The following is a 21950-nucleotide window of genomic DNA, read 5'->3' as shown; positions in this document are numbered from 1 at the left end:
CCAGAGGATGTCCAACGCCCGCCAGAAACCCGACCTGCTTGCCAAACTGCGCGACGTGCCGCACACGCCCGGCGTGTACGTCATGCGCGATCGTTTGAACCAGGTGATCTATGTCGGCAAGGCGCGTGACCTGCGCAAACGTCTGGCGAACTACTTTACTCCGGCGCGCTCGAAGCTGGCGGATCGCAAGACGCGGGCGCTGATCGCCAGCATCTGGGATTTTGATCTGCAGCATGTGCGGAATGATACCGAAGCACTGGTTCTTGAAGGCCGGCTCATCAAGGAATTCCGCCCGCGCTACAACGTCAGCTTTCGCGATGACAAGCGCTACTTCCTAGTGCGTGTGCATTTCGGCGATGCGATGCCAAAACTCTCGCTCACGCGGCTCAAGAAGGAGGACGGCGCGCGCTACTTCGGCCCCTTTCCGCACGGCACGGCGTTGCGAACGACGATCAACTGGCTCAACAAGAAGTTCGGCCTTCGTGTCTGCCGTCCGCTGAAGCCCGGAGAGACAGACTACAAGCACTGCTCCAACGACATCATCAAAAACTGCTCGGCGCCGTGCATCGCCCGCATCTCGCAGGAGGACTACAAGAAACGTGTCGAGCAGGCCTGCGAATTCCTCGAAGGCCGCAACAAAGACCTCGTGACCGCGCTGGAGAACGAGATGCAGCATGCCGCCGCGAGGCTCGATTTTGAAAAAGCCGCCGAGCTGCGGGACATGATCGAAGATTTCAAAAAGACGCTCATTCCCTCACGCACGTTTGAACGTGGCGCACGGGCCCGGGCCATCCGCACGATCAATCCGATGGCGGATGTGCAGGAGCTTCAAGAGTTGCTCCATCTGGAGCGCGCACCGCTCGTCATGGAGTGCTTCGACATCGCCAACATAGGAACGGCGCATTGCGTGGCCAGCATGGTGCGTTTCAAAAACGGCGTGCCGGACAATTCCAACTACCGCCGCTACCGGATCAAATCGGTGAGCGGTCAGAATGACTTCGTCAGCATGGCGGAGGTGATTCGGCGACGCTTCTCGCGCATCCTTCTGGAGGGCCGGAAGCTGGCGAAAGATGTCGCCGAATTTTCCCAGGAGGTGCCGGGTGAGGCACTCGAACGTCTCGCCGCTCATCCCAAGTTCGTCACGCTGCCTGATCTGGTCATCGTCGACGGTGGCAAGGGGCAGCTCGGAGTGGCTGTGAATGAACTGCAGAAGCTCGGACTGCATAATCTGCCGATCATCGGTCTCGCGAAGGAGCATGAAGAAGTCTATCGGCCGGGAGAAAGTCATCCCGTCATCATCCCGCATGAACGCGGCGCATTGAAACTCCTGCAGCGAATCCGCGACGAGGCGCATCGCTGGGCGAACGGTTACCACCAGCTTCTGCTCGGACGGCGTGTGGCTGAAAGCATCCTGGACGACTGTCCCGGCATCAGCAAGACACGCAAAGCTGCGCTTTTGAAGGCCTTCGGTTCCGTCACCCGTTTGCGCAAAGCCACTGTGGAACAGATTGCCGCCGTGCCCGGCATCAGCAAGGTCCTGGCGCAGCAGGTGCAGGAGTTTCTGGCGAGCCGGTAAGTCGACGCGTAATCCGACGGCTTCCTTTGTGGCCGAGGGGCGTCAAAGACAGTCATGTGGAGATCACAAAGCCTGTCCGGTTTTGGCTCGCTCTGCGGTAGGTTATTGCTAACCATTGACCCTTCCGTTCCATTTACAACCAACCATGAAGCGTTACTCCCTCGGCATCGACTACGGCACCAACTCCTGCCGCTCCCTTCTCATCGACCTCGACAACGGCGCGGAGGTCGGATCGACCGTGTTCAACTATCCGAGCGGCGAGATGGGCATCCTGCTCGATCCCAAGGATCCGCATGTGGCACGACAGAATCCGCAGGACTACCTCGACGGCTTGGAAAGCGTCACACGCGGCGCCTTGGAGCAGGCGAAGACGAATGTCGCGGGCTTTGATCCATCGCAGGTCGTCGGCATCGGCATCGACACCACGGGCAGCACGCCGATTCCGGTGAACAAAGACGGCACGCCGCTGGGATTGCTGCCGGAGTTTAAAGACAACCTCAACGCGATGGTCTGGCTGTGGAAGGATCACACTGGTCATGCCGAGGCGGCGGAGATCACAAAGCTCGGTGGTGAGATGCGGCCGAACATCATGGCCAAATGCGGCGGCATTTACTCGAGCGAGTGGTTCTGGAGCAAAATCCTCCGCCTCAGCCGCGTGGACGCGAAGGTCTTCGATGCCGCGTTCAGTTTCGTTGAGCATTGCGACTGGATTCCCGCCGTGCTCTCCGGCAACACCGATCCGCTCACGCTGAAGCGTTCCGTTTGCGCCGGTGGACACAAGGCAATGTTCAGCGCGGAGTGGGGCGGGCTGCCGGACAAAGAATTCCTCGCCAAGCTCGACCCGAAACTCGCTGATCTTCGCGACCGTCTTTACTCCGAGGCTCATACAGCCGACACGAAAGCCGGCGGTCTCTGCACTGAATGGGCGAATCGTCTCGGGCTCAAGGAAGGCACCGCGATTTGTGTCGGCGCGTTCGATGCGCACACCGGTGCGGTCGGCGCGGGCATCAAGGAAGGCACATTGGTAAAGATTCTCGGCACCAGCACCTGTGACCTCATGATTTCACCCACCAGCAAGCCACTGGCGGATGTGCCCGGTGTGTGCGGCATCGTGAACGGCAGCGTGCTGCCCGGCTACTATGGCATCGAGGCCGGACAAAGCGCCGTGGGCGATCTGTTTCTCTGGTTGGTGAATCACCTTGTGCCAGACAGCTACGGCAAGACCGTCGGCGAGAAGTTTGTGAACATGGAAAAGGCCATGGAAGGACAGAAACCCGGCGCGACGGGACTGCTCGCACTCGATTGGAACAATGGCAACCGCACCATCCTCGTCGATGTGCGTCTCACCGGTCTGCTGCTGGGCCAGACGCTGCACACTGAGGCGCATGAAATCTACCGCGCCTACATCGAGGCCACCGCCTTCGGCGCTCTCACCATCATCAAGCGTGTCGAGGAATACGGCGTTAAGGTCGAGGAAGTGGTCAACACCGGCGGTCTCTCCATCAAGAATGCCACGCTCATGCAGATCTACGCCGACATCATCGGCAAGCCGATGAAAGTCAGCCAGAGCGAGCAGACCTGCGCCCTCGGTGCCGCCATCTTCGGTGCCGTCGCCGCCGGAGCCGGCACCTGGCAGGAACTGCAATCCAAAGTCACCGCCATTCGCGAAAAGGTGTATCACCCGATCCCAGAGAACGTAGCCGTCTATCGCGAGCTCTATGCGCTGTATCGCACTCTGCACGATGCTTTCGGCACGGCCGAGTGGAGCGGAAAGATCAATCACGTGATGAAGCAGTTGCTGGACATTCGAGCGAAACAGAGCTGAGACGCTTCTGCCCTCAAAAGACCTTTGATCAGGAGGGGGCAGCGATCACTCTCGCAAGCTCGTCTTGTTTCCAAACGTTTGGCTTCACTCCATGATCTCGCGCACGCTTTCTTTGCTCTTGGCTCTCAGCCCTTCGCTTCTCCTCGCCGAAAACTGGCCCCAGTGGCGCGGGCCGCGTTTGGACGGCACCTCGCTGGACACGGGATTTCCGATTTCCGCCGAAGGCAATGTCACCTGGAAGGCCGAACTGCCCGGCAGCGGCCATGCGTCTCCGATTGTGTGGGGTGACCGAATCTTCCTCGTTTCCGCGATCGCGGAGACGGAGCAGCGCGTGCTGCTCTGCCTGGATCGGGGAACCGGCAAAGTCCTCTGGCAGTCGGACGTGGTCAAAGCGCCCATCGAGAGCATCCACCGCCTCAACAGTCAGGCGTCCAGCACACCGGCGACAGACGGCGAGCGCGTGTTCACCGCTTTCCTCGACAATACCGAGACCGACGCCACGCGCGCAGCCAATGCGGGCCGTGTGATCGGCAAAGGTGAAGTGCCGAAGGGGACCGTGGTGATTTCCGCGCATGATTTCAGCGGCAAACAGATCTGGCAGGTGCGGCCGGGGCTTTTTTCCAGCAAGCACGGTTTCTGCTCCAGCCCCGTTGTGTTCGAAGACAAGGTCATCGTGAACTGCGACCACGACGGAGACGGCTACATCGTGGCTCTCGCCAGAACGGACGGCAAGGAACTGTGGCGCATCGAGCGGCCGAACCACACTCGCAGCTACTGCGTGCCGCTCATTCGCGACATCGGCGGTCGCACGCAGATGGTGCTCAGCGGCACGATGTGCGTTACCAGCTACGATCCACGCACCGGCAAGCTGCTGTGGATGATCGACGGTCCGACCGAGCAGTTCGTCGCGTCGCTCGTTTTTAGCGAGCAGACCGGCCTGCTTTACATGACTGGCGGCTTTCCCGAGCATCATCTCCTCGCCATCAAACCCGACGGCAGCGGCAATGTCACCGACACGCACATCGTCTGGCGCACGAACAAGGGCGTGAGCTATGTGCCGTCGCCCATCGTCGAGGGCGGCTATTTTCTCATCGTGTCCGACTCCGGCATCGGCCACTGCTTCGACGCGAAGACCGGTGACATTCTGTGGGAGGAGCGCATGCGCGAGCACCACGCCAGCCTCACCAGCGCCGAAGGTCACGTGTATTTCGTCAACGACGCAGGCACGCTCCGCACGGTGAAGCCGGGCAAAACGTATCAGGCCCTCGCAGAAAGCGAACTCGGTGAGAAGGTCTTCGCCTCTCCCGCGCTCAGCGAAGGTCAGATATTCATTCGCGGCGACAGGAGCCTCATCTGCCTTGGCAAACGCAGCGCGAAGACCACCGCGGCGCGATGAGCCTTAGTTGGTGGATCCGTTGATTGCGAGGAGCTCAATCTCAAACACCAACGTGCTGAAGGGCGGGATTTTGGGGCTGGGGCTGCTTCCGCCGTAGGCGAGGTAGTGGGGGATCACGAACTTGAACTTGTCGCCGACCTTCATCAACTGCACGCCTTCCGTCCAGCCTGGGATCACGCCGTTCAGAGGGAAGGTGGCCGGTGAACCACGCTCCACCGAGCTGTCAAAAACCGTGCCGCTGAGCAAGGTGCCGTGATAATGGACGGTGACGGTGTCGGTGGCTGTCGGCGAGACTGTGCCAGTGCCGCGCTGCAAGACTTCATACTGCAGACCTGATGCGGTGGTGTGCATGCCGCTGCCCACGGTGGCTGGACTCGGCGCCGCAGCGACCGTTGGTGCCGGAGACGCCGGCATTTTTTTGGGGGCAGGTTTCGGCGGCTGGCTGCAACCAAGGAGGAACAGGGATGGAAGGATGATTTTGGCGGGCTTGATCATGGAGTTGGATGGTTGGCTGGGACGGTCCAGTGTCTCGACTTGCTCTCTGCGGTCAAGCCGGCATGTCAGGTCGCCACCGACTGGGGCGGATTTACCTCGAAACATCGCACGCCTTGTTCGTTTACTGTGCGCTTCATCAACCAACTCATCTCATGATCTCGCGTGCTTCAGCCCTGCTTCTCTTTACGTCCCTCGCCGCGTTCGCAGTGGAACCGGTTCCTGAATTTCACGGTTCGATTGAGCGGCTCGATTCTGCTCTGGACGCGTTGATTGCACCGGACGCGAAGATCGAGGTGCTGGCGTCCGGCTTCAACTGGTCGGAAGGGCCGGTGTGGCGTGATGGAGGCATCGTGTTTTCGGATGTGCCGGAGAACACGGTCTTTGGATGGAAGGAAGGCGACACGGCGGCGAAGGTGGTGCTGAAGCCGAGCGGCAGTCTGAGTGATCCGGACGGACAGGGCTCCAACGGTCTCGCGGTGGATGCGAACGGCAACTTGGTGCTCTGCCAGCATGGTGAACGCCGCATCGCGCGGCTGGAGAAGGACGGCAGCTTTACGCCGCTGGCCTGGAGCTATGAAGGCAAGCGCTTCAACAGCCCGAACGATCTCGTGATCGCGAAGAACGGCACGATCTTCTTCACTGATCCGCCTTATGGTTTGAAGGGCGGCAAGCCGGAGCTGGCGATCCATGGTGTGTATGCGGTGAATCCTGCTGCACTGAATGTGGTGACGCTGGTGGTGTCTGATGTTCAGTGGCCAAACGGAATCGCGCTGAGTCCGGATCAGAAGACGCTCTACGTGGCGGTGTCGGACAAGGAGAACACGCGCGTGATGGCCTATGACCTGCAAGGCGATGGCACCGCGAAAAACGGTCGCGTCTTTTTCAATGCGCAGTCGCTCAAGACTGCGGATCGCAAAGGCGGCTGCGATGGAATGAAGGTGGACACCAACGGCAACATCTACACGACCGGCCCTGGCGGGGTGCTGATCGTCAGCAAGGACGGCAAGCATCTCGGCACCATACTCACCGGGCAGGCGACAGCGAACTGCGCGTGGGGCGGCGAGGATCGCAGCACACTCTACATCACGGCGGACATGTTCCTGTTGCGTGTGAAGACGCTGGCGAAGGGGCTTTGACTCCAAAGAGCCTGTCGTAGCAGGAGGCTCGCTATTCTCTGAGAAGCTTCGTGAGGGCGAGGGCATTCATCACTGCTTTCGGCACGAAGGTGGCGGGCTCGACATATTCGGGCAGCTTGGAGCCGTCGGCGGTGCGCTCGGAACAGTGGGCATTGCCACCGTGGGGGCCGAGACCGTCGAGCGTGGGGGCGAGTTGCCAGAGATGGTTGGCATCACTCAAGCCGCCGCGTGCGACGGACACTGCGGTGAGGTTCATCTCTGCCGCGGCTTCGTGCCAGAGGTGGAAGAGCGCCTCGGATTCGACAGTGCCGGGCCATGCGTCCGTGCGTCCGATGCATTCGGCGCTGAGTTTGGCGCCATTCGCGGCGGTGCCGTTTAGACTGGCGAAAAAGTCATCAGCGCGCTGCAGCGCAGCGGGATCGGTGGCGCGGCATTCCCACTCGGCAGAGGCTTCATGCGGCACACGATTGACGACGGTGCCGCCGTGAATCATGCCGATGTTCACCGTGCGTTCTTCGGCGGCGTTGGTGAGCGCGGCGACGTCCGGCAGCACGCGGACGAGAGCATCGATGGCGTTGACGCCTTCGTGATGCTTGCTGCCTGCATGCGCGGCCTTGCCCTCAGCGGTGAGCTGCCAGGTGCTGCGGCCTTTGCGCGAGGTGACGATGTGCCAGCCGCGTTCATCGACGGGGCCGCCTTCAAACACCAACACCGCGCGTGCTTTTCCTCCGCAGGTCTGGATGACGGCGCGGGCGAAGTCGTCGCCGATGACTTCTTCGGCTGCATTGGCGGCGAAGAGCCAGTGGGCACGCTCGAAGGCTTTGGGAGCGCAGTCACGGAGAATCTGCAGCATGAGCCAGATCAACGCAGTACCACCCTTGATGTCGACGGTGCCTGGACCGTAGATGCGTCCTTCGTCTGGGCGCTCATCCCATTTGAAGTCATTGCGCAGTTCCTCTTCAGGCGGGAAGACGGTGTCTGAGTGAGAGACCAGGACGATGGGATCGCCGCTCTGACCACGATGAGTGAGAAGAAGATGATGCCCCGTGCCGGCGATGGCACAGGGCACGAATGCCGGGGTGAAACCGAGGGGTGCGAAGGCTTCGGCGGTCAGCCTTGCTACCGCATCGACGCCCGCTGCGTTTGCCGTGAAGCTGTTGATCTCAACGAGGCGACGCGTCAGCTCGAGAGCGGCAGGCAGATGTGATTCGGCCGAGGATTGCAGGATGGAAGGGGTCATCGTGGAATGGCGCCTATGCCGGGACGGTCGGGCATGACAAGTGAACCTGTGTCGTCGTATTCGATGCCGGAGAAGTCGTCGTTGGTGATGTGCAGATGGCCGTCGAGGTCGATCCAGTCCACCCATGGCGCGAGGTGGGCGGCGGCGGTGACCCCGAGGCTGGTTTCAATCATGCAGCCCAGCATGAGTTGCAATCCGTGGCGTCGCGCGGCTTCGATCATGGCGAGAGCGCCGTCGAAACTGCCACACTTGAGCAGTTTGACGTTCACGCCGTCGACAAATGGGGCGAGCGCAGGAAGGTCTTCGGCGGTTTGAGCGCTTTCATCGGCAAAGATTGGCACGGCACGACCTGGTAGCAGGCTGCGCAACTCCTCCCAGCCTTCGACGCCCAGCCGGTGATGGATGGGCTGCTCGATGAGAGCGGGTGCGTAATCGGCGAGCTTTTCGATCATCAGCGGGGCTTCTGCCATGTCCCAGCCGCCGTTGACGTCGATGATCAATTTCGCATCCGGTGCGGCCATGCGTGCGACGGAGACGGTGGCGACGTCGAGTCCGAGATCCCCGGAGCCGAGTTTGAGTTTGAGCACGCGGAAACGCTGTCCGAGCGCGGAGACCTTGTCAGCGAAGACATCGAGATTTTGCGGGATGCCGAGCGAGTGGCAGCCGGGCGGTGCGGTGGCGGATGCTGGCGATCCGAGTCGTGCGTGCGCATGCGCAGACAGCGGAAGGCCCTCGCGATGACCGACGATGTCGTGATGCAGCAGATTGAGCGCGAGCGTGCCGATGCGCGAGGCGGCGCAGGCCAGGCGAGGCATGACCGCACTGACGAGATCGTGACGAAGGATGTTAACGGCGAATTCCGCCATTCCGCCGAGTGCGTCGGGGAGGATGGTTTGATTGAGCAACTCAAGTGTTTGCTGCGGGTCTTCGCTGTAATAGGGAACGAAAGGCGCCTCGCTCACATGCCCTCCGTGCGAGATGCGGAGCACCTGGCGTGTCGATGAGGTGCCATGAGCAATGCGGAAAGGCTCGCGAAGGTGAAGGGTTTTGAGGGAGGCGTGCACGCGACGCAGTCAACGATCAACCGCGACACAGGTCAAGGCGACTTCCATGAGGCATGCAGGGTGGCGACGTGGAGCACCGCTGCGCGACAGCTATTTGGGTTTGCGGCTGAACATGCGCTGGAAGAAATTCTTCTTCGGTTCCGGTGCCACGGGTGTCGCGGCGGGAAGCTGGGGCACTTGGGGAAACCGGTTGGCAGCCTCAGCGCCAACCTTGGTGCGAATGTCTTCACTCAACGAGGTTGCTCGAAGTTCCGGATTCCCCGTGACGACCTGCGGCTGGATGAAGACGATCAGCTCCTTGCGGGTTGTGGTGTTGTTGTCAGTTCGGAAGAGTTTGCCGAGCCCGGGAATTCTGCCGAGGACGGGCAGCCCTGTGCGTTTGTTGTCGAAAGTCTCAGAGATCAGTCCGCCCAGGACGATGGTGTTGCGGTCAGGAATGGTGACCGATGTGACGAGCTGTTCGGTGCCGATGATGGGGACGAGATTGGGCTGCACCAGCTGGGTGCCGACCACTGTGTCATTCACTTGAGACACAGTCAGCGTGACTTCGCCATCGGCGTTGATGAGCGGAACGATCTCAAGCTTCAGCACGACGTCCCGGTATTCGATGGTGGTCGTGGTGTTGCCTTGGGCGGCGTTGTTGTTGGCAAAGGTTGTCTGCTGCGAGGGGACGGGAATCTGGCGACCCGAAGTGATTACGGCTTTCTTGTTGTTGAGAGCGAAGATGGAGGGGCGGGAAAGCACTTTGAAGTTGTTGTTGGTCTCCAGGGCGGAGACAAAGACCTCGAGGCTGTCACCGATCGCACCATAGAGGTTCAGACCGCTGGTGGGGCCGAAGGGGGTGGTGATGAGATTGTTGCGTAGATCGCCAATCGCCCGGCCCGCGCCCGGGGGGGCTCCGCTGGCACCGAGGGCGAGCGTATCGGTGCGGTTGGTGAAGCCGCTGGCGCTGAAGTTGGTGCCATCACCTGCACGACTCAAAGCGGAAACATAGTCAATGCCCGAGGTCATGCCGTCGGTGAGCGTGATCTCGCCGATCACGGTGGCGAGGTACACCTGGGCAGGCTTGCGGTCGAGCTTGTCGAGCAGACTGTTAGTCTTGTCGATGTCCTCCTTGCGGCCCATGACGAGAATGGAGTTCGACATGGGATCAGCCACGACGCGGGTTTTGCCAACGAGCACGGAGACGGGGGCGTTGTTCTCGGTTGGCCCGGAGATGACATCGGCACGGGAGCCGATGCCTGAGGTTGTTCCTGTGGCGTCGTCCGAGGCACCTACTGCGGCAGTACTGCCGACGGTGCCGCCACGAGTGCCTGTGGTGGTTCTGCCACCGAGGAGCTGGCTGCTGTTGGTGGCGAGCGCCTGCTGGCGCTGCTGCTGGATGGTGCCGCCGCCCGGAAGCTGAGTGGTACCTGAGTTCACTTCCTGCAGGAGATCGACGACGGCACTGAGCACATCGAGGGCTGCGGCATACATGAGCTTTCGCTCGAAGGGTTCGGCCACCTCCAGGGGCTTGTCGAATTCGGCAATGAGACTGGCGATGTAGGCGTAGTCCGCCGGAGAAGAAACGACCAGGATCTGATTCAAACGCGTGTCTGCAACCACCTGGGCGCTGGGTTGGGCCATCTGGTTGTTCTGCTGCTGTTGCTGACTTCCGGAGTAGACGATCTGCGGACGCTGCTGCTGATTGTTGTTATTGTTGTTGTCACCACGGCCGTCGCTGGCGCTGCCACGGATCGTGTTGATGCCTTTCTTTTCCTTCTCCTGCGCCTGTGCTGTGAGGGTGGCCTGGATGATCTGAGCGATAGTGGCGGAATCTCCGAATTGGATGGGAATAAACTTTGTGACGAGTGAGGAGCCGGTGTCACCCACGTCGACCGCATCGCGGATATTGATGAGTTGTTTGACGACTGTGGCGCTTTCGGTGATGAGCAGGCCAGGCGGCGTGGTGACGGCGGTGATGCGTCCGTAGGCACCGAGACCGACATGGCCGGAGAGCATCTGTGCGGCATCCTCGGGCGAGAGGTTGTCCAACTTCATGAAGTAGGACACGATGCTTTCGTTGTCTGGGATGTCCTTCGGGCTGGTGTAGAACTTGACGCCGTGGGAGAACTGTACGGCGTTGGCGCTTTGACTGCGCGCCGGGAGGATTTTGGCGCTGCTGCCACCGGGTTCGGTGACGATGGCGTAGCCATTGGTGAGGAGAGAGGCTTCGATGAGCTTGATGGCCTCCTCCTTGGCCACGGGTTTGGGCGTGACGAGACTGATTTGAGCACCTTCGAAGATGCTTGTGTCCTTGATGAGCGTCAGCCCGGTGAGCTTTTCGTAAATTGCGAGGATGTCAGCCACGGGATTGGTGGCGAACTGCATCATCACCTGATCGCCCGTGATGGTGAAGGTCTCACCTTCACCCGGAGTTGCGCCGGGGGCGCCACCTTCACCACCGCCAAAGCCGCCGCGTCGCGTTCCGAATCCGCCTCGTCCACCCCCTGGAAATCCACCGCCGGGAAAGCCTCCCCCCCCTGGACCGAACGCTCCAGGAGGGCGGGTGCCATCCTGGGGCGCAGCGGGAGCATTGCCATTGGCGGCAGGTTGTGACGTCGGCGGTGCCGCAGGAGCTGTTGGTGTTGCTGCTGGCGCTGTATCAGATGCGGCTTGACCACATGCGAGGGTGGTGAATGCAATGAAGGTGAAGGTGTGAGCGAGGAAACGGCAATGCATGTAAAACTGGGGTGCGTGATTAGCTGGTCGGCGAGTCAGAAGGCGTTTTATTTTCCGCCTTTGTCCTGCTTCTCGATTTTGTCGAAGATGGCACGGACGGCGTTGCGGCGATCCTCTTCGGGCGCGTTGCGGAACTTTTCATCGCTGAACTTTTCACGTAGGGCATCGCGAAACTTCTCCCGGGCTTTGTCGGACAAGGATTCATATTTTTTGCGATCTTCTTCGCTCGGACCCCGGTTGCTGCGGCTGAACCGTTCGCCACCGCCAGGGGGAGGACCTGGAGGGCCGTCACGGCGTTCGCTCTTGTCCTTCTTCAGATCATCTTTGCCCAAGGTGCTGTGGCGAATGCTGAAACTTTCTCCCCCAATGGCGATTTTGGCCTGCGCAAAGTCGATCTTGTCCGCCGGTTGCGCGCTGACGAGCTTCCAGCCTTTGAGGTTGGGTTCGTCTGAGACCACGAGGGACTGCTTGTTGGTCTTGTCGTAGATCGTGACGACCGGCTTGCCATCAACATAGGCCATGCCGGTGAGCACCAGCGAATCTGAGATGCTGACGATGCGGGTGAAAGGTGAGTTTTCGACAACGGCAGTGAGAGTGGCCGGATCAAACGGCTGAGGAAGGTCGGGATCGACCGGTCCCGCAGCGGCTGTTGGTGAGGTGGCGGGAACCTCAGGCAGCGTAGGATCAAAACCGTCTGAGGGCAGGGGAACGAGGTCCGCCGTGGTCAACGGAGGAAGGGCATCGGCGGACTCCTGCGCCGACGCCAATTTCGCTGTCGAAGCGACAGCGATAAGGAAGAGAAGCAGAGAAATCGATTTCATGGTCAAAGTCCGGTTTCAGGCTTGAACCACCGTGCGAGGACGAGGTTGCAGAGCACCTGAGGGGTCTTTTCCTTTGCCCGGGCATCGATTTCTAGCTCCAACTGCTTGATGGCTTGAAACAGTTCGGGGGACTGCAGGGTGGCCAGCCAGCCGAGAAGCGTGCTTTGATCGCCTCGGAGACGCACTTCCACGGCGACTTCCCGGTAAACGGCGGCGTTGGCCTTGGCGTCGGCCGAGTCCGGTAAAAGCTGCTGTTTCTGCACCTGCAGCTGGTAGTCCAGCGCGACATTTTGGATTTCCTCCAGCAGCTGTGCCTGTGCCGTTCCCAAGCTCTCGGTCGAGGGCATGTTCTGGTTCAACCACTCAGCGCGTTTTTCCCAGAATTCTCGGTCCGCGAGGTAGCCTTCATTTTCGCGTTTCTCGTTTTCCAACGCAGAGATCTTCGCCAGCACGGCGGTGCGACGGTCAAGAAACTGCTTGAGCATGATGAACGTGGCCATCAGCAGCAGCGCGCCGATGCAGGCGGTCAGCAGCTTTTTTTCACGTTGGGTCAGAGCGAGAGGCATGAGAGGCGAGGATGAAAATCAGGGAAGCTTGCCTTGGGCGCGGAAGGTGGCGGTGGTGCCTTTGACTTCAGGGCGAGGGTTGGTCCATTCGTAGCGGCTGAGGACGCGATTCTTTTTGAAATCTTCGATGAACTGGAAGGCGAGCTGGGCATCGCGAGCTTCACCCTTGATGTCGATCTCGTTGCCTTTGACTTCAAAATCACGAATCACGATGCCGCTGCCGGGCATGATGCGATTGATTTCTGCGAGGAGGAAGAGCGGATAACGCTTGGGTTCAATGGCCGGTGCCAGCGCTTTCCAGCGTTCGTTGGCCTTGCGCACGGCGGCGGCGGGTTCGCTCGTGGCTTCAACGTCCTCCGCGAGTTTTGCCGCACGTTTTTCCTGATAGCTCAAATACGCGAACGCAAGAAATGCGAGCGACAGATAGAGCATGCTCCCCAGCACAAGGGCGCGGGTCAGCTTGCCGCGTCGCACGCTGGCGGTCTGCGCGGCGCGAATGCCGGCAGGCAGCATTTTGCCCCAGGTGCGTGTGTCGAGCGCGGTGTTGGGAGGCAGATCGGCCACGATACGGACCGGGAGATCCACAACGGAGCTGAGGCGTGAAGTCAGATTGTGGTCGAAATTGGCACCGACAAGCGCCACACCGGTGATGCTTTCCGTTCCCAGTTCGGATTCCAGAGACAGGCGCGCGAGGGTGATCTCCAGAGCGAGAGTCTCTTCGGTGGCGGGCGTCTGTGCGAAGATGTGGCTGTGGTATAACTTCCCATGATGATTCGCGGCCAGAACGAGATCTCCCTGTTCCTCGATGATCACGATGTGACCTGCCGGGAGCTGTGCAAGTCGCAGGGCGGCGGTGTAATCGCTGGCGTGTGCGGCGGCGAGTGTTTCAGGAAATGGATCGGCGAGGAGATCGACGCTGATGATGGACTGTCCGCCGAGGTGGCCCAGCAGGTGCCACCGGTAGTTCTTGCCAGCCGAATCCTGCTCCAGTTTGAATCCGCGGCGTTCGAGTTGGGTGACGATGATCTGCTCCAGCAGTTCGTTGTCCGCCTGGGGCAGCAGCAGGCCGATGGTGCGGCAGGCGGCGGCAGGCAGGCCGATGACGAGCGGTTTGGAGAGATGGGAGGCCTGTGAGGGGCTGTCCACCGCCTCCGCGCTGGTGCTCGATCGCGGCTTCCACACACGCCAGGCGGCATCAGGGGCGGGGAGAAGCAGTGTGGCGGCAGATAAAGACATTGTTTGGCGGGGTGTGATAAACTCACGCAGGAACGAAAAGTTGCAGCGGAACAGTCGAAAGTGGAATGGAGGCTGTAGGCCCGTTGTCGAGCTGTTTCTCCTTCGTTTTCCTCATTCCTCCATCCTGCCGAGATAGGTCACGGATCCGGTCTCCTGATTGCGGCGTACGACGAGGATGATTTTCGAGCGCTTGTCACCGACCCAGCCAATGCTGGTGATGCGGCGCAGGGTGGTGTCATCATCGTTGACGATGCCTCGGATCGCCGCCAGGTGGTCGCCGCTGAGGCCGAGAATCTGGTAGGCTTCATCGTCCCGGATACGGCGGTCGTCTTCGGTTCCCGGGATGCCGTCGGCTCCGTCACGCTCGCTGATGAAGCGTGTGACATCGTTCTCTGACGCACCCGTGACGGCCAGCAGCACGTCCTTGAACACAGTTCGCAGGTCGATCTGGCCTTCACCGTAGATGCTGAAGTATTCGCGCCAGTCGGGTTTCCTGCGGTCCACGGCATCCATGCCCCGCACCAGCAGCATTTCATCGACGCGGGCAAAGCCCTGATTCCGCGGGGCATCATAAATGCCGAGGTTCTTGTAGTACTCGGCCTCCGCCCCGTTGGCACGCTGGTTGTTGTCATTGTCCACCCAGTCGGCCAGTGAATCCGCGGCGATGCCGGCATCCTCGGCATTGAGCTGCCAGTAGATGAACAGATTGTATATCGCCTCTCGCAGCCGTTCGTCGGTGGCGTAGTTGATCGGAATGCGTGCACCTTCGTAATTGATCACGACATCAAAACCGCTGTCCGGGCCGATCTTTTGTTTCAGCACGAGGTCGCCGCGCCGGGTGCTCGGATGCAGGCCGACGGCGATTCCGCTTTCCGCCAAATGTAGCGCACGGAACTGATAGGCGGCCAGTTTGGACTCTTCGGCACTGAAGGTGATGTATTCCACCACTCCCATGACGGTCACGGACATGAGAAGGATGGCCCAGATCATCAGCATCAAAGCTGAACCCTTCTCACGAGCACCGGGATGATTCCTGCCGGCGAATGACAGTTGCGTTTTCATCGTCCACCACCTCCTCCGCCTGAAACAGGGGCGCCACCGCCACCCTGAGGTCCACCGCCTCCTGGCGGACCTCCTCCACCTGGGCCACCACGGCCACCGGAAGCGTCACTGCCACCACGGCCGCCTCCGGGACCACCACCTCCGGGACCACCACCTCCGGGACCACCACCTCCAGGGCCGCCACCTCCAGGGCCGCCACGTCCACCACCTCCTACACCAGTGCCGGTGCTGGACGTCTGGCTGGTGCTGCTGCTGCTGCTTGTTGATGGGGCGGGGGTTCTGCCAGCGGTGATCGTGATCACCGGCACAGTGTAAACCATGCGGATCGGCAGAGTACGATCTTTGAGCACGAGCTGCGCCTCGATCAGGTCCGGCCATTCCGATTTGCTCCATTCTTCATACCACGTCTCTTCCTTCTCGACGTAAAAGCGCCATCTCAGGGACACCACATCTGGCAGCAGCGGCATCCAATAGCGGCCCTCTTCGTCCGGGGCATACAGGCCTGTGGTGGCCTCGCGGATGCCGGTCTGACGGTCATCCGTTTTTGGGATCAGGTCTTCCCGCGAGAGTGACAGATAGTTTAGCGGCATTCCATTCGTGTCGGTCAGGCCATCCGGATGCGGCCGCATTCGCAATGTTGTGTCCTTGAGGCTGATGGGGTTCATGCCAAAGGGGAAGCAGTCGGGGGCTCCGGTGATCATTAGTTCCTGGATGATTGGCTCTGTGTTTTGCACGAGCTTGAGCGTCAGCGTGGCGGTGCTGGGCAGAGTGGTGAACGTGCGCCGGCTCAGCTCAATAAAGCGGTTCACGGAGTCGCTCTCCCGTTGGAGGTGCTCGATCTCTGCAGCACCTCGGACCGAGCCCCGGATGATCGCAAACAGGGTCGCGGTGATCATCGAGAGAATCGTGATCCCGATCACAACCTCGATCAGAGTGAACGCGGAGCTCGCTCTATTTCTGGGCGGGTTTGTACACATAGACGTTCAGTGTGTCTTCCTGCGGAACACCATCAAAAGAGGAGGTCGCCTTGATGGTGAGGTTGTAGATGTCGCTGAGGGTGCCGCCGCTGGTCGTTCTGAGCGTCACCGGCTCGGTGCTGCTGGTGTAGGTGACCCCGTAGGTTGTGTCCATCTGCGAGGTGCTCATTTCGGTGAGCGGCTTGCGTCGGATCTCCTCCAAAAAATTGCGCATCCCTATTCGGATGATCTGATCCCGCTTCAGGAGATTGGCCGTTTCCAGCGCCTGGTTCAACGACTTGGCCAGGCCAAGAACTGCGAGGGCGAAAATCGTCAACGCGATCACCAGTTCGAACAGGATGTAGCCCTTGCGGCGGCCTGTGGTGCTGGTTTTCATCGCAGATCAACACTCTCCTTCACGATGTCCGCCGTGAGTGCCGCGAACTCCACATCGAAGGTGGCGGACTCTCTTTCAACATGGACCTTGAGCGGCTGGCAGATGCCGCTTGGTTGAAAAACCCACAGTCTGACGATGTCGCCTTCCAGATAGGTTGGCTCCGTGTCATACCAGAATTGGATTGCGTACTTCATGTCCGCCGGCATTTCGTACTTCTCCGACCAGTACTCGTCATACTTCGGCGCTGGAGGGGCCAGAGGCAGTTCGGTGGTTTTGGTCACGCTGCCGCCGTTGTCGAGATCGTTCTTGTCGAAGGTGGCCTGCTCTTCGGGATGATTCTGCCCTGCCTCCATGAACTCCTGCAGTTCGGCAAGCTGGAGATATGGATTGAAATAACGTGAGGCCGTGAATCCACCGCTGTGAAACACCACCTGATACGGGCGTTTCTCGGTCATTGCACGCAGGCGCGCTTCACGCGCGAGATTGACCAGCGCTGTGACCGGCTCACGCGCCAGACGTTCTTCGCGGAAGCCCTTCAGCATGGGGACCGTCGCCGCCGCTAGAACAGCGACGATGGTCAGAGCGATGATGATTTCGACCAGTGTGAATCCTCGAGATGCAGAGACACGGGAGGAAATCGGCGAATGACGGGTGATGAGGGGATCATCTGCGTCATGGCTGTTCTTCGTGCTCAGACATTTGAGTTTCATGAATCACTTGGCCGCCGTCTTCTTCCAGTTGCCGATGTCATCTTCAGTGCCGTCCTGTCCGTCTGCTCCGACGGTCCAGACGTCATACGGCTTCTTCGATTTCTGGGCGGGGAAACGGTACTTGTATTCCTGACCCCACGGATCCTTGGGCATTTCCTCCATGAAGGCGCGGTAGTTCTCAGGGATCGGCTCGATGGTCGGTTTTTCCACCAGAGCATGCAGACCCTGTTCGGTCGTGGGCATGCGCAGGGCGCGGGACTCATAGGACTGCAGGGCGAGCCCGATGGCCTGAAGGTCGCTGTCCACGCGGGTGTCTTTGGCGGAGTCGATCTGGCCTTTGAGCAGGTAGATCGAGCCGGAGGCCAGGATGGCGATGATGGTCAGCGTGATCACGATTTCGATGAGCGTGAAGGCGGCGGCTTGGCGGGTCTGGGTGTTCGATGGACGGATTTTCATGACTGGGGAATTGAACAGGATTTCTGAAGGGATGAACAGGAGGAAATAGGGATGGTTTCGTGCCTTTAACCGCCACCTCGGATGCCGGTGACGCTTTGGGCGATTGCGGCGACGATAGAGTAAGCTACGGTGCCGACCATGATGGCCATGACGACGAGAATGATCGGGGTGATCATTGCCGTCATGCGTTTGATACGTTTGTCGAGCTCCTTGTCGTAACGAACGGCGCATTTTTCCATCGATTTGCCGAGCTGGCCGGTCTGCTCGCCCACGGCGATCATGTCGGCCAGCAGGAGAGGGAAGCTGCCGACTTTGCGCAGGGCGTTGGAAAGGGGCGCGCCTTCTGACACCAGCGCGGTGACCTTGGCGAGCAGGGACTGGATGAAGACGTTGGCGGAGATTTTGGATACGAGGCGGATGCTGTTGAGCAGCGGCACGCCGTTCGTGATCAGGTTGCCGAGCGAGTGTGCGAACTGAGCGTAAAATCTCATGCTCATGATTGCTCCGAACAGCGGGAGTTTGAGCTTGGTCTCATCCCACCACATGCGGCCTGCGGGGCTGGAGATGTAGCCGCGGAAGGTGAGCACGGCGGCCGTGATGGCGGCGCCGATCGCCCACCACCATTGGCCCATGAAATGATTGAAACTGATGAGCAGTTGCGTGGCGGCCGGGAGCTTCTGGCCGTTTTTGCCCATCAGATCCATGATCTGCGGCACCATGAACGTCATGAACACGATCATGAGGACGACACACGCTCCGATCAGGAAGGCCGGATAGATCATCGCCTGAGTCACCTTGGCCTGCAGATCGGCCATCACGGCAAGGTTGTTGGCAAGGCGGCGCAGGATGCTTGGCAGGGAACCACTGACTTCACCGGCGGCGGCCAGATTGCAGTAAAGATCGTCGAAGCTCGGCGATGCCTTCCTGAGCGCCTTGGCTACGGTGGAGCCTTCACGCAGTTCATTGCGCATCGTGCTCGCGATGCGGCGCAGCGCGTCCGCTTCCTGCCGTTCCTGCATCACTCGGAAAGCCTGGTCAATCTGTAGCCCGCCATCGAGCAGGTCGGCGAGTTCTTCGGTGAATAGGATGAGCTGTGCCCGCTTCAACTTCACCGGCCCTTCGTCCGCCGCCGCTTTCGTCTTGGCTGCATCCGACTTCTCCTCCTGGGTGACTTTGACCGGCGTCAGCGACTGCGCTTCGATTTTTCGGAATGCCTCGGCCCGTGAGCCCACCGTGACGGAACCGGTGACAGTCTGTCCGGTGGAGGTGAGTGCGGTGTAGGCAAAGGCGGGCATGGCGCTCTATTAAACTCAGCGAATTTGGGTTTCAATCTTACTCGCTGGCGGCTGTCACGGTCATGACTTCCTCGATGGTTGTCACACCTTCCGCGGCCTTGCGGAAGCCGTACTGCCGCATGGGGACCATGCCGTCCTTGAGCGCCTGGGCTTTGAGCTCGATGCTGTTGGCTCGGTTGTTGATCTTGTCCTGCAGCGCTTCGGACATGAGACAGATCTCCATGATGGCCAGACGACCGGTAAATCCGGTGTTGCGGCAGGAGCGGCAGCCGCCGGGCTTGAACAGCTTGCCTTTCCACTCCAAGGGGAATCCGATGGTGCGCAAGTGGCTGTCTTCATGATGGGCAGGCTGTTTGCAAATGCCACACAGGGTGCGGACAAGTCGCTGGGCCTGGAAGGCGCGCACCGAAGAAGAAATCATGAACGGCTCGATGCCCATGTCGAGGAGGCGTGAGATGCCGCCGACGGCGTCGTTCGTGTGGAGCGTCGAAAACACCAAGTGGCCCGTCAACGCACCGCGAATGGCGATCTCGACCGTTTCCTGGTCGCGCATTTCCCCCACCATGATGACATTCGGGTCACCGCGCAGAATGCTGCGCAGTCCGGCGGCGAAGGTGAGATCGATTTCCGGCTTCACCGCGATCTGAATGATGCCGTCGAGCTTGTTTTCCACCGGATCCTCGATGGTGACGATGCGGCGCTCCTTCGTGTTCAGTTCCTTGAGGAAAGTGTAAAGCGTGGACGATTTACCGGAACCGGTGGGGCCGGTGACGAGAATGATGCCGTTCGGAGCCGCGAGCAGTTTGCGAATGGTGGCTTCGGTCTTGTCGTCGAGCCCGAGAGCCATGAGGTCGAACTTTTTGCGCGTCAGCAGGCGCAGCGCCACGGATTCACCGTTCACGCTCGGGATTGTCGCCACACGAACGTCGATGGGCTCGCCGTCGAGTTCGAGGTTGATGCGGCCGTCCTGCGGCATGCGACGCTCGGCGATATCGAGATGCGCCATGATCTTGAGTCGCGAAATGAGCGAGGCCTGCAGCAAACGCATATTGGGTGGGACAGGCACTTCGAGAAGCTTGCCGTCCACGCGGTAACGGATGCGCAGGTCGCGCTCCAGCGGCTCCACGTGAATGTCCGTGGCGCGTTCCTTGAGCGCCTCGCGGAACACCTGATTTACGAAGTTCATCACCGTGGCCTCTTCGTCGGCTTCGTCGAGCACAGTCGTCTCCTGTTTGAGATCGTCGTGATCATCACCGCTTTCGCGGCCTTCGAGCAGTTCTTCGAAATTCTCAGCGCCCACGCCGTAGCCTTGATGCAAGGCTTCAAGAATGCGGTGCCGCGGTGCGATCTGCCAGTGGACACGCTTGCGCAGTTCCTGACCGACCGCCTGACGGGCGCTGAGGTCAAAGGGGTTGTAGGTGAGGATCGTCACCTCGTTGTTCGCAACCTGAGCCGGGCAAATGCGGTGTCTGAGTGCCAGCTTGGCGGGGAAGCGGCTGTGCAGACCTTCTGCTGCTTCGCCGACACCGTTTTCAGCGTATGGAAGGCCGAGACCGGTGGCGAGCTGGGCGAAAAAGGCGTCTTCATCCACCATCGTGCTGTCCACCACGGCATCCATGAGCGGCTGATGCTTGTCTGCGGCGAGTTCGAGCGCGTGACGCAGGCGGGTGGGTTCGGCGCATCCAGCGCTGGCAGCAGTGCGGACGAGGACGTCGATCAGGGAAGGGGAAGGCATGTGGGTGCGATAGAACGCGGACAGGAGGACAAAGTTTCGCTCGCACCGCAAGACCTTGCTGGAGAAAGAAAATCTGTGGAGCCACTGGAAACGTGTGCTACATCGCAGCCTGCATGAACACCACCCCTCACATCCTCCGCCAATCCCTCAAGGCCCTCGCCTTCGCCGGTCTCGCTCTCGCCATGAGCAACTGCGCCGCCGTCAAGAAAGGCAACTACTCGGTCCATTTCGATCCGCCCGCCAAGGCGGTGAAGAATCCGGCGAATGTGCGGGTGAAAATGAGCACCGGTGCCCAGCGCGTCTATGTGATGGAAGGAAACGAAGTGTTGCTTGCCACGCCATGTTCCGTCGGTACTGCGAGCACCCCGACCCCCAAGGGCAACTTCACCATCTACAGCAAGGTGGCGAACCGCCGCCGCGTCAGCTCCCCGGGAGCCGGTTATCCGATGACCTTCTGGATGGAGTTCCAGTCCGCTTATGGCATGCACTGGGGCTGGGTGAAGCCCTATCCGTGTACCCACGGCTGTGTTCGTCTGCCGATCAAGTCGGCTCAGAAAATCTTCAGCATGGTCCGCACCGGAACTCCGCTCAACATCGCCGAGTCCCAGCCTGAAGACGCCACGATTGGCAAGACTCTTCCCGTGCTTGATGACAGCAGCCTCGCCGACCCGCCAGACTCCTACATGCTGAGCAACAAGGTCTTCGAAGACGCCGCCAAGGGCAAAATGTACTACTGAGCCGTTTTATCTCCGCACTCATGTCTGCTCCCGCTCAAGCCGCCCGTCGTGTGAACGTTCGCACACCGGAGGTCATGGAGCGTGTGCAGGCTGAGGTGGAGACGCATTATCGGAGCCACATCGTTGAGCAGATCCGCGCCAAAGGCAGCGTGATCACCATCGGCGGGACCACGATCCGGCTCGCCCGCGATTTTGGCTTCTGCTATGGCGTGGAGCGCGCGATCGATCTCGCCTACGCGGCTCGCAAAGTGTTTGCGGACCGCCGTGTGTTCCTGTTGGGAGAGATCATCCACAATCAGGAGGTGAACCGTCAGCTCACGGAGATGGGCGTGGTCAGCATTCCGAACGTGGATCACGAGGCCATGGTCGCCACGATGACGAATGAGGATGTGGTCATTGTGCCGGCTTTCGGTGCCGAGACACGCTTGATGAAGCTCATCGGAGAACGTGGCTGCATGGTGGTCGATACAACATGCGGGGACGTCATGAGCGTGTGGAAGCGCGTTCGGCAGTATGCCAAAACCGG

General features: G+C 60.3%; 19 protein-coding genes and 1 pseudogene. 6 read left to right on the top strand and 14 right to left on the bottom strand.

The features are described 5' to 3' along the window. Window positions 1–7: 7 nt before the first annotated feature. The 3 genes from KDL09_RS05955 (at window position 8) to KDL09_RS05945 (ending at window position 4797) form a co-directional block, all read left to right on the top strand. Window positions 8–1576, top strand: a complete 1569-nt coding sequence (locus KDL09_RS05955; protein ID WP_294382682.1) for an excinuclease ABC subunit UvrC — start codon at window positions 8–10, stop codon at window positions 1574–1576. A gap of 145 nt (window positions 1577–1721) precedes the next feature. Further along, window positions 1722–3401 carry a ribulokinase gene (locus KDL09_RS05950; protein ID WP_294382680.1) on the top strand — a complete coding sequence of 560 codons (1680 nt, stop codon included), beginning with the start codon at window positions 1722–1724 and terminating at the stop codon, window positions 3399–3401. A gap of 91 nt (window positions 3402–3492) precedes the next feature. Then, entirely contained in the window at window positions 3493–4797 is a 1305-nt protein-coding gene (locus tag KDL09_RS05945; RefSeq protein WP_294382677.1) for a PQQ-binding-like beta-propeller repeat protein, read from the top strand. A 3-nt stretch (window positions 4798–4800) separates the two neighbouring features. Here the strand turns inward: KDL09_RS05945 and KDL09_RS05940 are convergent, their stop codons facing one another. After that, the gene (locus KDL09_RS05940; RefSeq protein ID WP_294382674.1) at window positions 4801–5292 is read right to left on the bottom strand and encodes an FKBP-type peptidyl-prolyl cis-trans isomerase; all 492 of its coding nucleotides are present in this window, start codon (window positions 5290–5292) and stop codon (window positions 4801–4803) included. Window positions 5293–5444: 152 nt separating this feature from the next. On the opposite strand from KDL09_RS05940, the gene KDL09_RS05935 reads away from it, so the two are divergent. After that, a complete protein-coding gene (locus tag KDL09_RS05935) occupies window positions 5445–6428 on the top strand; it encodes an SMP-30/gluconolactonase/LRE family protein (protein WP_294382671.1) in 984 nt (327 codons plus the stop codon). A 31-nt stretch (window positions 6429–6459) separates the two neighbouring features. Here the strand turns inward: KDL09_RS05935 and KDL09_RS05930 are convergent, their stop codons facing one another. The 13 genes from KDL09_RS05930 to KDL09_RS05870 all read right to left on the bottom strand — a co-directional run bounded on the left by KDL09_RS05930 (window position 6460) and on the right by KDL09_RS05870 (window position 20687). Further along, window positions 6460–7668: a M20/M25/M40 family metallo-hydrolase gene (locus KDL09_RS05930; RefSeq protein ID WP_294382669.1), complete on the bottom strand. Its 1209-nt coding sequence runs from the start codon at window positions 7666–7668 to the stop codon at window positions 6460–6462. Further along, window positions 7665–8732, bottom strand: coding sequence for an enolase C-terminal domain-like protein (locus tag KDL09_RS05925; RefSeq protein WP_294382664.1), 1068 nt, complete (start codon window positions 8730–8732; stop codon window positions 7665–7667). The genes KDL09_RS05930 and KDL09_RS05925 overlap by 4 nt, the downstream gene beginning before the upstream one ends. 90 nt (window positions 8733–8822) lie before the next feature. After that, window positions 8823–11453, bottom strand: a complete 2631-nt coding sequence (locus tag KDL09_RS05920) for a secretin N-terminal domain-containing protein (protein ID WP_294382663.1) — start codon at window positions 11451–11453, stop codon at window positions 8823–8825. 47 nt (window positions 11454–11500) lie between these two features. Further along, window positions 11501–12274, bottom strand: coding sequence for a hypothetical protein (locus tag KDL09_RS05915; RefSeq protein WP_294382660.1), 774 nt, complete (start codon window positions 12272–12274; stop codon window positions 11501–11503). A gap of 2 nt (window positions 12275–12276) precedes the next feature. After that, window positions 12277–12840: a GspMb/PilO family protein gene (locus KDL09_RS05910; protein WP_294382657.1), complete on the bottom strand. Its 564-nt coding sequence runs from the start codon at window positions 12838–12840 to the stop codon at window positions 12277–12279. An 18-nt stretch (window positions 12841–12858) separates the two neighbouring features. Further along, window positions 12859–14076: a hypothetical protein gene (locus tag KDL09_RS05905; protein WP_294382653.1), complete on the bottom strand. Its 1218-nt coding sequence runs from the start codon at window positions 14074–14076 to the stop codon at window positions 12859–12861. A 111-nt stretch (window positions 14077–14187) separates the two neighbouring features. Next, window positions 14188–15045: a type II secretion system protein GspK gene (locus tag KDL09_RS05900; RefSeq protein WP_294382651.1), complete on the bottom strand. Its 858-nt coding sequence runs from the start codon at window positions 15043–15045 to the stop codon at window positions 14188–14190. An 89-nt stretch (window positions 15046–15134) separates the two neighbouring features. Next, a complete protein-coding gene (locus tag KDL09_RS05895; protein ID WP_294382648.1) occupies window positions 15135–16115 on the bottom strand; it encodes a type II secretion system protein in 981 nt (326 codons plus the stop codon). Then, window positions 16090–16491, bottom strand: coding sequence for a hypothetical protein (locus KDL09_RS05890; RefSeq protein ID WP_294382646.1), 402 nt, complete (start codon window positions 16489–16491; stop codon window positions 16090–16092). The genes KDL09_RS05895 and KDL09_RS05890 overlap by 26 nt, the downstream gene beginning before the upstream one ends. Next, window positions 16488–17201: a prepilin-type N-terminal cleavage/methylation domain-containing protein gene (locus tag KDL09_RS05885; RefSeq protein ID WP_294382643.1), complete on the bottom strand. Its 714-nt coding sequence runs from the start codon at window positions 17199–17201 to the stop codon at window positions 16488–16490. Before KDL09_RS05885 ends, KDL09_RS05890 begins: the two co-directional genes overlap by 4 nt. Before the next feature lie 3 nt (window positions 17202–17204). Continuing rightward, window positions 17205–17657 (bottom strand): type II secretion system major pseudopilin GspG, encoded by a 453-nt coding sequence (gene gspG, locus KDL09_RS05880; protein ID WP_294382640.1) that lies wholly within the window; start codon window positions 17655–17657, stop codon window positions 17205–17207. 65 nt (window positions 17658–17722) lie between these two features. After that, window positions 17723–18952: a type II secretion system F family protein gene (locus KDL09_RS05875; protein ID WP_294382637.1), complete on the bottom strand. Its 1230-nt coding sequence runs from the start codon at window positions 18950–18952 to the stop codon at window positions 17723–17725. 37 nt (window positions 18953–18989) lie between these two features. Next, window positions 18990–20687 carry a GspE/PulE family protein gene (locus KDL09_RS05870; RefSeq protein ID WP_294382635.1) on the bottom strand — a complete coding sequence of 566 codons (1698 nt, stop codon included), beginning with the start codon at window positions 20685–20687 and terminating at the stop codon, window positions 18990–18992. 113 nt (window positions 20688–20800) lie between these two features. Here KDL09_RS05870 and KDL09_RS05865 point away from each other — a divergent pair, with 113 nt between their 5' ends. Next, window positions 20801–21424 (top strand): L,D-transpeptidase, encoded by a 624-nt coding sequence (locus tag KDL09_RS05865; RefSeq protein ID WP_294382632.1) that lies wholly within the window; start codon window positions 20801–20803, stop codon window positions 21422–21424. 20 nt (window positions 21425–21444) lie between these two features. Continuing rightward, window positions 21445–21950, top strand: a pseudogene (locus KDL09_RS05860) (4-hydroxy-3-methylbut-2-enyl diphosphate reductase); the annotation flags it as partial.

The organism is Prosthecobacter sp., from assembly GCF_020439865.1.
Classification (GTDB): domain Bacteria; phylum Verrucomicrobiota; class Verrucomicrobiia; order Verrucomicrobiales; family Verrucomicrobiaceae; genus Prosthecobacter.
The sequence above is the reverse complement of the archived record's forward strand: the minus strand, read 5'-3'. Positions and strand labels throughout refer to the sequence as shown.